General features: G+C 55.5%; 12 protein-coding genes and 1 tRNA gene. All 13 read left to right on the forward strand.

The window, feature by feature from the left end; all coding sequences use genetic code 11:
- Nucleotides 1-89 precede the first annotated feature (89 nt).
- Nucleotides 90-165, forward strand: a tRNA-Trp gene (locus U862_RS0128720).
- Between the two features lie 45 nt (nt 166-210).
- A complete protein-coding gene (secE, locus tag U862_RS0128725; RefSeq protein ID WP_007916493.1) occupies nt 211-579 on the forward strand; it encodes a preprotein translocase subunit SecE in 369 nt (122 codons plus the stop codon).
- A gap of 9 nt (nt 580-588) precedes the next feature.
- The gene (gene nusG / locus U862_RS0128730) at nt 589-1,122 is read left to right on the forward strand and encodes a transcription termination/antitermination protein NusG (RefSeq protein WP_025113545.1); all 534 of its coding nucleotides are present in this window, start codon (nt 589-591) and stop codon (nt 1,120-1,122) included.
- 117 nt (nt 1,123-1,239) lie between these two features.
- Nucleotides 1,240-1,671: a 50S ribosomal protein L11 gene (gene rplK / locus U862_RS0128735; protein ID WP_003228756.1), complete on the forward strand. Its 432-nt coding sequence runs from the start codon at nt 1,240-1,242 to the stop codon at nt 1,669-1,671.
- A complete protein-coding gene (gene rplA / locus U862_RS0128740; RefSeq protein WP_003228754.1) occupies nt 1,671-2,366 on the forward strand; it encodes a 50S ribosomal protein L1 in 696 nt (231 codons plus the stop codon). Before rplK ends, rplA begins: the two co-directional genes overlap by 1 nt.
- Before the next feature lie 198 nt (nt 2,367-2,564).
- On the forward strand, nt 2,565-3,065 hold the full coding sequence (gene rplJ, locus U862_RS0128745) for a 50S ribosomal protein L10 (protein WP_025113546.1): 501 nt from the start codon (nt 2,565-2,567) through the stop codon (nt 3,063-3,065).
- Nucleotides 3,066-3,139: 74 nt separating this feature from the next.
- Nucleotides 3,140-3,505 (forward strand): 50S ribosomal protein L7/L12, encoded by a 366-nt coding sequence (gene rplL, locus U862_RS0128750; RefSeq protein ID WP_003228750.1) that lies wholly within the window; start codon nt 3,140-3,142, stop codon nt 3,503-3,505.
- Between the two features lie 221 nt (nt 3,506-3,726).
- The gene (gene rpoB, locus U862_RS0128755; RefSeq protein WP_025113547.1) at nt 3,727-7,800 is read left to right on the forward strand and encodes a DNA-directed RNA polymerase subunit beta; all 4,074 of its coding nucleotides are present in this window, start codon (nt 3,727-3,729) and stop codon (nt 7,798-7,800) included.
- Between the two features lie 63 nt (nt 7,801-7,863).
- Nucleotides 7,864-12,063 (forward strand): DNA-directed RNA polymerase subunit beta', encoded by a 4,200-nt coding sequence (gene rpoC, locus U862_RS0128760; protein WP_025113548.1) that lies wholly within the window; start codon nt 7,864-7,866, stop codon nt 12,061-12,063.
- A 215-nt stretch (nt 12,064-12,278) separates the two neighbouring features.
- Nucleotides 12,279-12,650, forward strand: a complete 372-nt coding sequence (gene rpsL / locus U862_RS0128765) for a 30S ribosomal protein S12 (RefSeq protein ID WP_003186084.1) — start codon at nt 12,279-12,281, stop codon at nt 12,648-12,650.
- Nucleotides 12,651-12,757: 107 nt separating this feature from the next.
- Entirely contained in the window at nt 12,758-13,231 is a 474-nt protein-coding gene (gene rpsG / locus U862_RS0128770) for a 30S ribosomal protein S7 (protein WP_003228745.1), read from the forward strand.
- A gap of 30 nt (nt 13,232-13,261) precedes the next feature.
- Complete coding sequence (gene fusA / locus U862_RS0128775; protein WP_025113549.1) at nt 13,262-15,367, forward strand: elongation factor G; 2,106 nt, start codon at nt 13,262-13,264, stop codon at nt 15,365-15,367.
- Nucleotides 15,368-15,398: 31 nt separating this feature from the next.
- A partial coding sequence (locus tag U862_RS29885) for a GTP-binding protein (protein WP_238556644.1) occupies nt 15,399-15,556 on the forward strand: 158 nt, incomplete at its 3' end.

Consider the following 15,556-nt stretch of genomic DNA (forward strand, 5'->3'; position numbering starts at 1 on the left):
GTTGGCGCTGGCGTCGTAGCTAAAATCATCGAATAAGCGGTTGTAATGTATTTTTCGGGCCGGCATAATGGTCGGCCTGATTTTGTTTTAGGTCAGTAGCTCAATTGGCAGAGCGACGGTCTCCAAAACCGTAGGTTGGGGGTTCGATTCCCTCCTGACCTGCCAGATTCACTCGGTGTGTCTGGCTTTCTTTTCACAGGATCTTCATAGATGACTCCTAAAGCTGAAGCTCAAGGCTCTCGCTTCGATCTGCTCAAGTGGCTTGTAGTTGTCGCTTTGGTGGTTGTTGGCGTTGTTGGCAATCAGTATTACTCTGCTTCGCCGATCCTGTACCGTGTACTCGCATTGCTTGTCATTGCTGCTGTAGCTGCCTTTGTAGGCCTGCAGACTGCGAAGGGCAAGTCTTTCTTTGTGCTGGTTAAGGAAGCTCGTACCGAGATTCGTAAAGTCGTGTGGCCAACTCGCCAAGAAACCACGCAGACCACCCTGATTGTGGTGGCTGTTGTTCTGGTTATGGCGTTGCTGTTGTGGGGTCTTGATTCCCTGCTCGGTTGGCTTGTTTCCTTGATTGTCGGCTAAGGGTGTCCCGTGGCTAAGCGTTGGTATGTTGTGCATGCTTACTCGGGTTACGAGAAGCATGTGATGCGCTCGCTGATCGAGCGCGTAAAGCTGGCTGGCATGGAAGATGGCTTCGGCGAGATTCTGGTTCCCACTGAAGAAGTGGTTGAAATGCGTAATGGCCAGAAGCGCAAAAGCGAGCGTAAGTTCTTCCCAGGTTACGTGCTGGTTCAGATGGATATGAATGAGGGTACTTGGCACTTGGTCAAGGATACTCCTCGGGTGATGGGCTTTATTGGCGGTACCGCTGACAAGCCTGCGCCAATTACCGACAAAGAGGCGGAAGCCATCCTGCGTCGTGTGGCTGATGGTAGTGATAAGCCGAAGCCGAAGACTTTGTTTGAGCCAGGTGAAGTGGTTCGTGTTACTGACGGCCCATTCGCTGACTTTAACGGCACTGTCGAAGAAGTTAACTACGAAAAGAGCCGTGTCCAAGTGGCAGTGCTTATTTTCGGTCGCTCTACTCCGGTAGAGTTGGAGTTCAGTCAGGTCGAAAAGGTCTAACTGAACAAGCATCCCAACCCCGCAGCCCTAGGCTGTGGGGTTTTGTCGTCACTGGGATAAACGCGCAAGTAACCGGGGAGCCTTTCGAGGCGTTCGAACCCGTAATTGGAGTGCCTCATGGCCAAGAAGATTACCGCTTACATCAAGCTGCAAGTGAAGGCCGCTCAGGCTAACCCAAGCCCACCTGTTGGTCCTGCTCTGGGTCAGCACGGCGTGAACATCATGGAATTCTGCAAGGCTTTCAACGCCCGTACTCAGGGTCTTGAAGCAGGTCTGCCGACTCCAGTGATCATCACTGTCTACAGCGACCGTAGCTTCACTTTCGAAACCAAATCCACCCCTGCTTCGGTTCTGCTGAAGAAGGCGGCCGGTCTGACCAGCGGTTCCGCTCGTCCGAACACCGTTAAGGTTGGCACTGTTACCCGTGCTCAGCTGGAAGAAATCGCGAAAACCAAAAACGCGGATCTGACTGCAGCTGATATGGATGCAGCCGTGCGTACTATCGCCGGTTCTGCTCGTAGCATGGGCCTTAACGTGGAGGGTGTGTAATGGCTAAGCTGACCAAGCGTCAAAAGGCTATCGCCGGCAAAATCGAAGCAGGCAAGGCCTACAACATTGTAGATGCTGCTGCTCTGCTGGCTGAGCTGTCGACTGTCAAGTTCAGCGAGTCGTTTGACGTTGCTGTAAACCTGGGTGTAGACCCGCGTAAATCTGACCAGGTTGTTCGTAGCGCTACTGTGCTGCCACACGGCACTGGCAAGACCGTTCGCGTTGCTGTGTTCACCCAGGGTCCAGCTGCTGAGGCCGCTCTGGCTGCCGGCGCTGACCGTGTAGGTATGGACGACTTGGCTGCCGAAATGAAAGGCGGCGACTTGAACTATGACGTAGTGATCGCATCCCCGGATGCCATGCGCGTTGTAGGTCAACTGGGTCAGATCCTCGGTCCACGTGGCCTGATGCCTAACCCGAAAGTCGGCACCGTTACTCCAGACGTAGCCACCGCGGTTAAAAACGCCAAGGCTGGTCAGGTTCGTTATCGCACCGACAAAAACGGCATCATCCACACTTCCGTTGGCAAGATCGGCTTTGATGCCGTCAAGCTGAAGGAAAACGTTGAAGCTCTGATCGCTGATCTGAAGCGCATCAAACCAGCTTCTTCGAAAGGTATTTACGTCAAGCGCGTTACCCTGAGCACCACTATGGGCCCAGGTCTGGTTATCGACCAGAGCTCGCTGGACGCGTAAGACAAAGGTTGGCGCGACTGTTCGCGCCAATTGAAAGATTGGGGTCCCTGCCTGGCGGGGGCTATCCAAGACCGTAGGCGGCGCAAGCCTTAAACCATAAGCCTACGCAGATGGTGCTCCCGGTTCCTTACCGAATCAGACACCAAAACGACATTCGGTTTCGGCCGAGTGAAACGGTAACAAGCAGGAGTTAAACCCGTGGCAATTAATCTCGAAGACAAGAAGGCCATCGTCGCTGAAGTCAACGAGGCTGCCAAAGTCGCTCTGTCCGCTGTCGTGGTTGATGCCCGTGGCGTAACAGTAGGCGCAATGACCGGACTCCGTAAAGAGGCTCGTGAAGCTGGCGTTTACGTACGCGTTGTACGTAACACCCTGCTCAAGCGCGCTGTTGCTGACACTGAATTCAGTGTTCTCAACGACGTGTTCACCGGCCCGACCCTGATTGCATTCTCGAACGAACATCCGGGCGCTGCTGCCCGTATCTTCAAAGAGTTTGCCAAGGGTCAGGACAAGTTCGAGATCAAGGCAGCTGCGTTCGAGGGCAAGTTCCTCGCAGCTAATCAGATCGACGTACTGGCAACTCTGCCGACCCGTGACGAAGCAATTTCTCAGCTGATGAGCGTGATTCAAGGCGCTACCAGCAAGTTGGCTCGTACTCTGGCGGCAATTCGCGACCAGAAAGAAGCTGCCGCAGCCTAAGGCTCGTCAACTTCTCGCGTTTTTTGTTTATTTCGATGGTCGCGAAGGCCGTCCCCCAATTCAGGAATTGAGTCATGTCTCTGACTAACGAACAAATCATCGAAGCAATCGGCCAGAAATCCGTAGTGGAAATCGTTGAGCTGATCAAAGCGATGGAAGAAACCTTCGGTGTTACCGCTGCTGCTGCTTCGGCTGGTCCAGCTGCTGCTGCCGCTGTTGTTGAAGAGCAAACCGAGTTCAACGTTGTTCTGCTGGAAGCTGGCGAGAAGAAGGTTAACGTGATCAAGGCAGTTCGTGAACTGACCGGTCTGGGCCTGAAAGAAGCCAAAGAGAAAGTAGACGGCGCTCCTCAGGTTGTAGCTGAAGGCGTTTCGAAAGAAGCTGCTGAAGACGCCAAGAAGAAGCTGGAAGAAGCAGGCGCTAAAGTCGAGCTGAAATAAGTATCGACTTTGCTCCTCCAGCCCGAGCGTCAAGCGACAGGCTGATGGCTGGTGGCTCTTGCCACCGGCCTTTTTCCGTTATTGGCAGCCGACTGGGTCGGTGCTGATAAAGGCGCTGTAACCACCCGATGCGGTGGCGCAAACCATGGGGTTTGCACGATTTTCTGGCTGCTCCCGTCGGGAGGGGCCAAACAAGCAGGTGACCAAGCTGGGGAACGCTGATGGCTTACTCATATACTGAGAAAAAACGTATCCGCAAGGACTTTAGCAAGTTGCCGGACGTCATGGATGTGCCGTACCTCCTGGCCATCCAGCTGGATTCGTATCGTGAATTCTTGCAAGCGGGAGCGACTAAAGATCAGTTCCGCGACGTGGGCCTGCATGCGGCCTTCAAATCCGTTTTCCCGATCATCAGCTACTCCGGCAATGCTGCGCTGGAGTACGTCGGTTATCGCCTGGGCGAACCGGCATTTGATGTCAAAGAATGCGTATTGCGCGGTGTAACTTTCGCCGTACCTTTGCGGGTAAAAGTGCGCCTGATCATTTTCGACAAAGAGTCGTCGAACAAAGCGATCAAGGACATCAAAGAGCAAGAAGTCTATATGGGTGAAATCCCATTGATGACTGAGAACGGTACCTTCGTAATCAACGGTACCGAGCGTGTTATCGTTTCCCAGCTGCACCGTTCCCCGGGCGTGTTCTTCGACCACGACCGTGGCAAGACGCACAGCTCCGGTAAACTGCTGTACTCGGCGCGTATCATTCCTTACCGCGGTTCGTGGCTGGACTTCGAGTTCGACCCGAAAGACTGCGTGTTCGTGCGTATCGACCGTCGTCGCAAGCTGCCGGCCTCGGTATTGCTGCGTGCGCTCGGTTACACCACTGAAGAAGTGCTCGACGCGTTCTACACCACCAACGTCTTCCACCTGAGCGGCGAAACCCTCAGCCTGGAACTGGTGCCATCGCGCCTGCGTGGTGAAATCGCGGTTCTGGATATCCAGGACGAGAAGGGCAAGGTCATCGTTGAAGCGGGCCGCCGTATTACCGCGCGCCACATCAACCAGATCGAAAAAGCCGGTATCAAGACGCTGGAAGTACCTCTGGACTACGTCCTGGGTCGCACCACCGCCAAGGTCATCGTGCACCCGGCTACCGGCGAAATCCTGGCAGAGTGCAACACTGAGCTGAACACCGAAGTCCTGGCAAAAATTGCCAAGGCCGGCGTTGTTCGCATCGAAACTCTGTACACCAACGACATCGACTGTGGTCCGTTTGTCTCTGACACTCTGAAGATCGACTCCACCAGCAACCAATTGGAAGCGCTGGTCGAGATCTATCGCATGATGCGTCCAGGCGAGCCGCCAACCAAAGACGCTGCCGAAACCCTGTTCAACAACCTGTTCTTCAGCCCTGAGCGCTACGATCTGTCTGCGGTCGGCCGGATGAAGTTCAACCGTCGTATCGGTCGTACCGAGATCGAAGGTTCGGGCGTGCTGTGCAAGGAAGATATCGTCGCGGTACTGAAGACTCTGGTCGACATCCGTAACGGTAAAGGCATCGTCGATGACATCGACCACCTGGGTAACCGTCGTGTTCGCTGCGTAGGCGAAATGGCCGAGAACCAGTTCCGCGTTGGCCTGGTGCGTGTTGAGCGTGCGGTCAAAGAGCGTCTGTCGATGGCTGAAAGCGAAGGCCTGATGCCGCAAGACCTGATCAACGCCAAGCCAGTGGCTGCGGCGGTGAAAGAGTTCTTCGGTTCCAGCCAGCTCTCGCAGTTCATGGACCAGAACAACCCGCTGTCCGAGATCACCCACAAGCGTCGTGTCTCTGCACTCGGCCCTGGTGGTCTGACTCGTGAGCGCGCAGGCTTTGAAGTCCGTGACGTACACCCGACTCACTACGGTCGTGTATGCCCGATTGAAACGCCGGAAGGTCCGAACATCGGTCTGATCAACTCCCTGGCTGCTTACGCTCGCACCAACCAGTACGGCTTCCTGGAAAGCCCGTACCGCGTGGTTAAAGAGGGTGTGGTCACCGACGAGATCGTGTTCCTGTCCGCTATTGAAGAAGCCGATCACGTGATCGCGCAGGCTTCGGCGACCATGAACGACCAGAAAGTCCTGATCGACGAACTGGTAGCTGTACGTCACCTGAACGAATTCACCGTCAAGGCGCCTGAAGAAGTCACCTTGATGGACGTTTCGCCGAAGCAGGTAGTTTCGGTTGCAGCGTCGCTGATTCCGTTCCTCGAGCACGACGACGCCAACCGTGCGTTGATGGGTTCGAACATGCAGCGTCAAGCTGTACCAACCCTGCGCGCTGACAAGCCGCTGGTAGGTACCGGCATGGAGCGTAACGTAGCCCGTGACTCCGGCGTTTGCGTCGTGGCTCGTCGTGGCGGCGTGATCGACTCCGTCGACGCCAGCCGTATCGTGGTTCGTGTTGCTGATGATGAAGTTGAAACCGGCGAAGCTGGTGTCGACATCTACAACCTGACCAAATACACCCGCTCGAACCAGAACACCTGCATCAACCAGCGTCCGCTGGTGAGCAAGGGTGATCGCGTTCAGCGTAGCGACATCATGGCCGACGGCCCGTCCACCGACATGGGTGAACTGGCGCTGGGCCAAAACATGCGCATCGCGTTCATGGCATGGAACGGCTTCAACTTCGAAGACTCCATCTGCCTGTCCGAGCGTGTGGTTCAGGAAGACCGTTTCACCACGATCCACATTCAGGAACTGACCTGTGTGGCCCGTGACACCAAGCTTGGCCCAGAGGAAATCACTGCGGACATCCCGAACGTGGGTGAAGCTGCACTGAACAAGCTGGACGAAGCCGGTATCGTTTACGTAGGTGCTGAAGTAGGCGCAGGCGACATCCTGGTTGGTAAGGTCACTCCGAAAGGCGAGACCCAACTGACTCCGGAAGAAAAACTGCTGCGTGCGATCTTCGGTGAAAAAGCCAGCGACGTTAAAGACACCTCCCTGCGCGTACCTACCGGTACCAAAGGCACTGTCATCGACGTACAGGTCTTCACCCGTGATGGCGTTGAGCGTGACGCTCGTGCACTGTCGATCGAGAAGTCTCAGTTGGACGAGATCCGCAAGGATCTGAACGAAGAGTTCCGTATCGTTGAAGGCGCGACCTTTGAACGTCTGCGCTCCGCTCTGGTAGGCCACAAGGCTGAAGGCGGCGCCGGTCTGAAGAAAGGTCAGGACATCACCGACGAAGTTCTCGACGGTCTTGAGCATGGTCAGTGGTTCAAACTGCGCATGGCTGAAGATGCTCTGAACGAGCAGCTCGAGAAGGCTCAGGCCTACATCGTTGATCGTCGCCGTCTGCTGGACGACAAGTTCGAAGACAAGAAGCGCAAACTGCAGCAGGGCGATGACCTGGCTCCAGGCGTGCTGAAAATCGTCAAGGTTTACCTGGCAATCCGTCGCCGCATCCAGCCGGGCGACAAGATGGCCGGTCGTCACGGTAACAAAGGTGTGGTCTCCGTGATCATGCCGGTTGAAGACATGCCGCACGATGCCAATGGCACCCCGGTCGATGTGGTCCTCAACCCGCTGGGCGTACCTTCGCGTATGAACGTCGGTCAGATCCTTGAAACCCACCTGGGCCTCGCGGCCAAAGGTCTGGGCGAGAAGATCAACCGGATGATCGAAGAGCAGCGTAAAGTCGCTGAGCTGCGTACTTTCCTGGACGAGATCTACAACCAGATCGGCGGTCGTAACGAAGATCTGGACAGCTTCTCCGATCAGGAAATCCTGGATCTGGCGAAGAACCTGCGTGGCGGTGTTCCAATGGCCACTCCAGTGTTCGACGGTGCCAAGGAAAGCGAAATCAAGGCCATGCTGAAACTGGCAGACCTGCCGGAAAGCGGCCAGATGCAGCTGACTGACGGCCGTACCGGCAACAAGTTCGAGCGTCCAGTTACCGTTGGCTACATGTACATGCTGAAGCTGAACCACTTGGTAGACGACAAGATGCACGCGCGTTCTACCGGTTCGTACAGCCTGGTTACCCAGCAGCCGCTGGGTGGTAAGGCGCAGTTCGGTGGTCAGCGTTTCGGGGAGATGGAGGTCTGGGCACTGGAAGCATACGGTGCCGCTTACACTCTGCAAGAAATGCTCACAGTGAAGTCGGACGATGTGAACGGCCGTACCAAGATGTACAAAAACATCGTGGATGGCGATCACCGTATGGAGCCGGGCATGCCCGAGTCCTTCAACGTGTTGATCAAGGAAATTCGTTCCCTCGGCATCGATATCGATCTGGAAACCGAATAACACGTGACGCGATCGAGAGCGGGGCAGGACTGCCCGCTCTCTGCTCCGCCAGGAGGAAAGGCCTTGAAAGACCTACTGAATTTGCTGAAAAACCAGGGTCAAGTCGAAGAGTTCGACGCCATCCGTATCGGATTGGCCTCGCCTGAGATGATCCGCTCGTGGTCGTTCGGTGAAGTTAAAAAGCCGGAAACCATCAACTATCGTACGTTCAAACCTGAGCGTGACGGTCTGTTCTGCGCCAAGATCTTTGGCCCGGTAAAGGATTACGAGTGCCTGTGCGGTAAGTACAAGCGCTTGAAGCACCGTGGTGTGATCTGCGAGAAGTGCGGCGTTGAAGTTGCACTGGCCAAGGTTCGTCGTGAGCGCATGGCGCACATCGAACTGGCTTCGCCGGTTGCCCACATCTGGTTCCTGAAATCGCTGCCGTCCCGTATCGGCTTGCTGATGGACATGACCCTGCGTGATATCGAACGCGTTCTCTACTTCGAGAGCTATGTCGTTATCGATCCAGGCATGACCACCCTTGAAAAAGGTCAGCTGCTGAACGACGAGCAGTACTTCGAAGCGCTGGAAGAGTTCGGTGACGACTTCGATGCCCGCATGGGTGCTGAAGCTGTCCGTGAACTGCTGCACGCTATCGATCTGGAGCACGAGATTGGCCGTCTGCGTGAAGAGATTCCGCAAACCAACTCCGAAACCAAGATCAAGAAGCTTTCCAAGCGTCTGAAGTTGATGGAAGCCTTCCAGGGTTCCGGCAACCTGCCAGAGTGGATGGTGCTGACCGTTCTGCCGGTTCTGCCGCCAGATCTGCGTCCGCTGGTCCCGCTCGATGGCGGTCGTTTCGCGACTTCCGACCTCAACGATCTGTATCGTCGAGTGATCAACCGTAACAACCGTTTGAAGCGCCTGCTGGATCTGTCCGCTCCGGACATCATCGTGCGCAACGAAAAGCGTATGTTGCAGGAAGCTGTCGATGCTCTGCTCGACAACGGTCGTCGTGGCCGCGCTATCACCGGTTCCAACAAGCGTCCTCTGAAATCCCTGGCTGACATGATCAAGGGTAAGCAGGGTCGTTTCCGTCAGAACTTGCTCGGTAAGCGTGTTGACTACTCCGGTCGTTCGGTAATTACCGTAGGCCCGACCCTGCGTCTGCATCAGTGCGGTCTGCCGAAGAAGATGGCTCTCGAGCTGTTCAAGCCGTTCATTTTCGGCAAGCTGGAAATGCGTGGTCTCGCGACCACCATCAAAGCCGCCAAGAAAATGGTCGAGCGCGAACTGCCAGAGGTCTGGGACGTTCTCGCTGAAGTGATTCGCGAACACCCGGTTCTGCTCAACCGTGCACCGACCCTTCACCGTCTGGGTATCCAGGCGTTTGAACCGGTACTGATCGAAGGTAAGGCTATCCAGCTGCACCCTCTGGTCTGCGCCGCGTACAACGCCGACTTCGACGGCGACCAAATGGCCGTGCACGTACCGCTGACGCTGGAAGCCCAGCTCGAAGCGCGTGCGTTGATGATGTCGACCAACAACATTCTGTCGCCAGCCAACGGTGAGCCAATCATCGTTCCGTCGCAGGACGTTGTATTGGGTCTGTACTACATGACTCGTGAAGCGATCAACGCCAAAGGCGAAGGTCGTGTGTTCGCGGATCTGCAGGAAGTTGACCGTGTGTTCCGTGCCGGCGAAGCCGCACTGCACGCCAAGGTCAAAGTTCGTATCAACGAAACCGTCAACGACCGTGACGGCAACAGCGTGAGCGGTACCCGTATTGTCGACACCACTGTCGGCCGTGCGCTGCTGTTCCAGGTTGTGCCAAAAGGTCTGTCGTACGATGTCGTCAACCTGCCAATGAAGAAAAAGGCGATCTCCAAGCTGATCAACCAGTGCTACCGCGTGGTTGGTTTGAAAGAGACCGTGATCTTCGCTGACCAGTTGATGTACACCGGTTTCGCTTACTCGACCATCTCCGGCGTTTCCATCGGTGTTAACGACTTCGTTATCCCGGACGAGAAAGCCCGCATCATCGGTGCAGCCACCGATGAAGTGAAAGAGATCGAGAGCCAGTACGCCTCCGGCCTGGTAACCCAGGGCGAGAAGTACAACAAAGTGATCGACCTTTGGTCGAAAGCGAACGACGAAGTTTCCAAGGCAATGATGGCCAACCTCTCGAAAGAGAAGGTTATCGACCGTCATGGCGTTGAGGTCGATCAAGAGTCTTTCAACTCGATGTACATGATGGCCGACTCGGGTGCGCGGGGTTCCGCAGCACAGATTCGTCAGCTGGCCGGTATGCGTGGTCTGATGGCCAAGCCAGACGGTTCCATCATTGAAACGCCGATTACTGCGAACTTCCGTGAAGGTTTGAGCGTACTTCAGTACTTCATCTCCACTCACGGTGCTCGTAAAGGTCTGGCGGATACCGCGTTGAAAACTGCGAACTCCGGTTACCTGACTCGTCGTCTGGTAGACGTGGCGCAGGATCTGGTTGTAACCGAGATCGATTGCGGCACCGAGCACGGTCTGCTGATGACTCCGCACATTGAAGGCGGTGACGTTGTAGAGCCGTTGGGTGAGCGCGTATTGGGTCGTGTTATTGCTCGTGACGTGTTCAAGCCAGGCACCGAGGACGTCATCGTTCCTGCTGGTACTCTGGTAGACGAGAAGTGGGTCGAGTTCATCGAGCTGAACAGCATCGACGAAGTGATCGTGCGTTCGCCGATCAGCTGCGAAACCCGCTATGGCATTTGCGCCAAGTGCTACGGCCGTGATCTGGCTCGTGGTCATCAGGTGAACATCGGTGAAGCGGTCGGCGTTATCGCTGCCCAGTCCATCGGTGAACCGGGTACCCAGCTGACGATGCGTACGTTCCACATCGGTGGTGCGGCAAGCCGTACTTCCGCAGCCGACAGCGTTCAGGTGAAGAATGGCGGTACCGTCCGTCTGCACAACCTGAAGCACGTTGAGCGAGTGGATGGTCACCTGGTTGCTGTGTCCCGTTCCGGTGAGCTGGCCATCGCTGATGACTTCGGTCGTGAGCGCGAGCGCTACAAGCTGCCGTACGGTGCTGTGATTTCGGTTAAAGAAGGTGACAAGGTCGACGCTGGCGCAATCGTGGCCAAGTGGGATCCGCACACTCACCCAATCGTTACCGAAATGAAAGGTACCGTGACCTACGTGGGCATGGAAGAGGGCATCACGATCAAGCGTCAGACTGACGAATTGACCGGTATGACCAACATTGAAGTACTCGACGCGAAAGATCGTCCAGCTGCGGGCAAAGAAATCCGTCCAGCAGTTAAGATGGTCGACGACAACGGCAAGGATCTGTTGCTGCCAGGCACTGACGTTATCGCTCAGTACTTCCTGCCAGCCAACGCCCTGGTCGGTGTTGCGGACGGTGCGAAGATCGCGATCGGTGATGTTATCGCTCGTATCCCGCAAGAAACTTCGAAGACTCGTGACATCACCGGTGGTCTGCCGCGTGTTGCTGACCTGTTCGAAGCCCGTCGTCCGAAAGAAGCGTCGATTCTGGCTGAAGTCAGCGGCACCATCGCGTTCGGTAAAGAGACCAAAGGCAAGCGCCGTCTGGTTATTACCCCGAACGACGGTAGCGATCCGTACGAAGAGCTGATTCCGAAGTGGCGTCACCTGAACGTGTTCGAAGGCGAACAGGTAAACCGCGGCGAAGTTATCTCCGACGGTCCAAGCGATCCGCACGACATCCTGCGTCTGCTGGGTGTAAGCGCGCTGGCCAAGTACATCGTTAACGAGATCCAGGACGTTTACCGTCTGCAAGGCGTGAAGATCAACGACAAGCACATCGAGACCATTCTGCGTCAGATGCTGCGTAAAGTTGAGATCTCCGAATCCGGCGATTCCAGTTTCATCAAGGGCGACCAGATGGAACTGACTCACGTACTGGTAGAGAACGAGCGTCTGGGCGCGGAAGACAAGTTTGTCTCCAAGTTCACTCGCGTTCTGCTGGGTATCACCAAGGCGTCGTTGTCCACCGAATCGTTCATCTCGGCGGCTTCCTTCCAGGAAACCACCCGTGTACTGACCGAAGCGGCAGTCACCGGCAAGCGCGATTACCTGCGCGGCCTGAAAGAAAACGTGGTCGTGGGTCGTCTGATCCCGGCCGGTACCGGTCTGGCTTATCACAGCGAGCGCAAGCGTCGCCGTGATGCTGACAAACCGTTGCGCGTAAGCGCCAGTGAAGTGGAAGCTGCACTGACCGAAGCGCTGAACTCGAGCGGTAACTGAGTTCTGCGGTAAATGAGCTGAGGCCCTGATCGCTCCGTTCGTCGAATCGAGACATATTGTCAAGGTTCGACAGGCGGGGAGGTCGGGGCCTTGCCTTGACTGGGGACAAGATCCTCTTTAGACTCTTGATCCCCTAAATTTGGCGGGAATCCGTTCCTGCCATTTTGCTTTTCTTGCAAGACAATAGCGTCGCAAGACAACAGTGGAGCTAGTAGATGGCAACTATCAACCAGCTGGTACGTCAGCCGCGTAAGCGTATCGTCGAGAAATCCGACGTACCTGCGCTGCAGAACTGCCCGCAACGTCGTGGCGTGTGCACCCGTGTGTACACCACTACGCCGAAAAAACCTAACTCGGCACTGCGTAAAGTATGCCGTGTGCGTCTGACCAACGGTTTCGAGGTTTCCTCGTACATCGGTGGTGAAGGCCACAACCTGCAAGAGCACAGCGTGGTACTGATCCGCGGCGGTCGTGTAAAAGACTTGCCAGGTGTTCGTTACCACACCGTTCGCGGCTCCTTGGATACTTCCGGCGTTAAAGGCCGTAACCAGGGTCGTTCGAAGTACGGTACCAAGCGTCCGAAGTAATCGGCCGTTTTGCAGATTTTCATTTTATTGAGTCGATAAGAGTAAGGTCGGGCACGCATCCATTGGATCTGTCCCGAGCTAACCTGAAGACCGCTTGAGGGCTTATCATGCCAAGACGTCGCGTAGCAGCAAAGCGTGAGATTCTGGACGATCCGAAATACGGAAGCCAGATCCTCGCCAAATTCATGAACCACGTTATGGAAAGCGGCAAGAAAGCCGTTGCCGAACGTATCGTTTATGGTGCCCTGGAAACCGTGAAGGCTCGTAAGGCCGGCACCGATCCCCTGGAACTCTTCGAAAAAGCACTCGACGCCATCGCTCCGCTGGTCGAAGTGAAGTCGCGCCGCGTTGGTGGTGCTACTTACCAGGTTCCGGTCGAGGTTCGTCCTTCCCGCCGTAACGCTCTGGCAATGCGCTGGTTGGTAGACTTCGCCCGTAAGCGTGGCGAGAAGTCTATGGCTCTGCGCTTGGCTGGCGAACTGCTGGATGCTGCTGAAGGTAAAGGTGCTGCTGTTAAGAAGCGTGAAGACGTGCACCGTATGGCCGAAGCTAACAAAGCTTTCTCGCACTACCGCTTCTAATTTTAGCTTCACTAATTTTGCGAGGGCTTTATGGCTCGTACTACTCCGATTAGTCGCTACCGTAACATCGGTATCGTCGCTCACGTGGATGCTGGTAAAACCACCACCACCGAGCGCGTCCTTTTTTACACCGGCAAAAGTCACAAAATGGGCGAGGTGCATGACGGCGCCGCGACCACAGACTGGATGGTGCAGGAGCAGGAGCGTGGTATTACCATTACTTCTGCTGCCATCACCGCCTTCTGGAAAGGTTCCGAGAAGCAGTATGCGCACGAGCATCGCTTCAACGTAATCGATACCCCGGGCCACGTAGACTTCACCATTGAAGTTGAGCGTTCCCTGCGTGTACTCGACGGCGCTGTCGTTGTGTTCTGCGGTACTTCGGGTGTTGAACCTCAGTCGGAAACCGTATGGCGTCAAGCCAACAAATACGGCGTTCCACGTCTTGTTTACGTAAACAAGATGGACCGTGCTGGTGCCAACTTCCTGCGCGTGATCGGTCAGATCAAGCAGCGTCTGGGTCACACTCCGGTGCCGATTCAGCTGGCTATCGGCTCCGAAGACAACTTCCAGGGTCAGATCGATCTGATCAACATGCAAGCTGTTTACTGGAACGACTCTGACAAAGGTATGGTCCCTGTTCGCAAGGACATTCCTGCCGAGCTTCAAGAGCTGGCTGAAGAGTGGCGCAACAACATGGTTGAAGCTGCCGCCGAAGCCAACGAAGAGCTGATGAACAAGTACCTGGAAGGCGAAGAGCTGTCGATCGAAGAGATCAAAGCTGCTTTGCGTCAGCGTACTATCGCCGGCGAAATCGTTCTGGCCGTTTGCGGTTCGTCGTTCAAGAACAAGGGTGTTCCCCTGGTTCTCGACGCCGTTATCGACTTCCTGCCTGCTCCGACCGACATTCCTGCTATCAAGGGTTCCAACCCTGATAACGAGGAAGAGGAGATGGAGCGTCACGCAAGTGATGACGAGCCGTTTGCTGCTCTGGCGTTCAAAATCGCTACCGACCCATTCGTGGGTACCTTGACCTTCGTCCGTGTTTACTCGGGCGTGTTGAACTCCGGCGACGGCGTGATCAACTCGGTTAAAGGCAAGAAAGAGCGCGTGGGTCGTATGGTGCAAATGCACGCAAACGCCCGTGAAGAGATCAAGGAAGTACGCGCTGGTGACATCGCGGCCCTGATCGGCATGAAGGACGTCACCACTGGTGAAACCCTCTGCAACGCTGACAAGCCAATCATCCTGGTACGTATGGACTTCCCGGAGCCGGTTATTTCGGTTGCCGTAGAGCCTAAGACCAAGGATGACCAGGAAAAAATGGGTATCGCTCTGGGCAAACTTGCTCAGGAAGACCCGTCTTTCCGCGTCAAGACTGATGAAGAGACTGGTCAAACGATCATCTCCGGCATGGGCGAGCTGCACCTGGACATCCTGGTTGACCGGATGCGCCGTGAGTTCAACGTCGAAGCTAACATCGGTAAGCCTCAGGTTTCCTATCGTGAGCGCATCACGAAGAACTGCGAAATCGAAGGCAAGTTCGTTCGTCAGTCCGGCGGTCGTGGCCAGTTCGGTCACTGCTGGATCCGTTTTGCTCCTGCTGACGAAGGTCAGGAAGGTCTGCAATTCGTGAACGAAGTAGTAGGTGGTGTGGTTCCTAAGGAATACATCCCGGCTATCCAGAAGGGTATCGAAGAGCAGATGAAGAACGGCGTTGTAGCCGGCTATCCGCTGATCGGCCTGAAGGCTACCGTGTTCGATGGTTCTTACCACGACGTCGACTCCAACGAGATGGCGTTTAAAGTGGCTGCTTCCATGGCGACCAAGCAACTGGCCCAGAAGGGCGGTGGTGAGTTGCTCGAGCCGATCATGGCGGTAGAGGTTGTTACGCCTGAAGACTATATGGGTGATGTGATGGGCGACCTTAACCGTCGTCGCGGCATGATCCAGGGTATGGAAGACACAGTGTCCGGCAAGGTTATCCGTGCCGAAGTTCCACTGGGTGAGATGTTCGGTTATGCGACCGACGTTCGTTCCATGTCTCAGGGTCGCGCAAGCTACTCTATGGAATTCAAAAAATACGATACGGCTCCGTCGCACATCGTCGAATCCGTTACCAAAAAACAAGGCTGATTCAGCCCCTTTAGGCTAGGAGTTAATTGTCGTGGCTAAAGAAAAATTTGATCGTTCCCTACCGCACGTAAACGTTGGCACCATTGGTCACGTTGACCACGGTAAAACCACTCTGACCGCTGCTCTGACTCGCGTTTGCTCCGAAGTTTTCGGTTCGGCCGTAGTTGAATTCGACAAGATCGACAGCGC

The organism is Pseudomonas sp. H1h (genome assembly GCF_000633255.1).
Lineage (GTDB): Bacteria > Pseudomonadota > Gammaproteobacteria > Pseudomonadales > Pseudomonadaceae > Aquipseudomonas.

What these genes read in the sequence shown, in the direction of transcription:
- secE (WP_007916493.1), top strand. Translation starts at nt 211, where the DNA reads ATGACTCCTAAAGCTGAAGCTCAAGGCTCTCGCTTCGATCTGCTCAAG.
- rplK (WP_003228756.1), top strand. Translation starts at nt 1,240, where the DNA reads ATGGCCAAGAAGATTACCGCTTACATCAAGCTGCAAGTGAAGGCCGCT.
- rplA (WP_003228754.1), top strand. Translation starts at nt 1,671, where the DNA reads ATGGCTAAGCTGACCAAGCGTCAAAAGGCTATCGCCGGCAAAATCGAA.
- rplL (WP_003228750.1), top strand. Translation starts at nt 3,140, where the DNA reads ATGTCTCTGACTAACGAACAAATCATCGAAGCAATCGGCCAGAAATCC.
- rpoB (WP_025113547.1), top strand. Translation starts at nt 3,727, where the DNA reads ATGGCTTACTCATATACTGAGAAAAAACGTATCCGCAAGGACTTTAGC.
- rpsL (WP_003186084.1), top strand. Translation starts at nt 12,279, where the DNA reads ATGGCAACTATCAACCAGCTGGTACGTCAGCCGCGTAAGCGTATCGTC.
- rpsG (WP_003228745.1), top strand. Translation starts at nt 12,758, where the DNA reads ATGCCAAGACGTCGCGTAGCAGCAAAGCGTGAGATTCTGGACGATCCG.
- fusA (WP_025113549.1), top strand. Translation starts at nt 13,262, where the DNA reads ATGGCTCGTACTACTCCGATTAGTCGCTACCGTAACATCGGTATCGTC.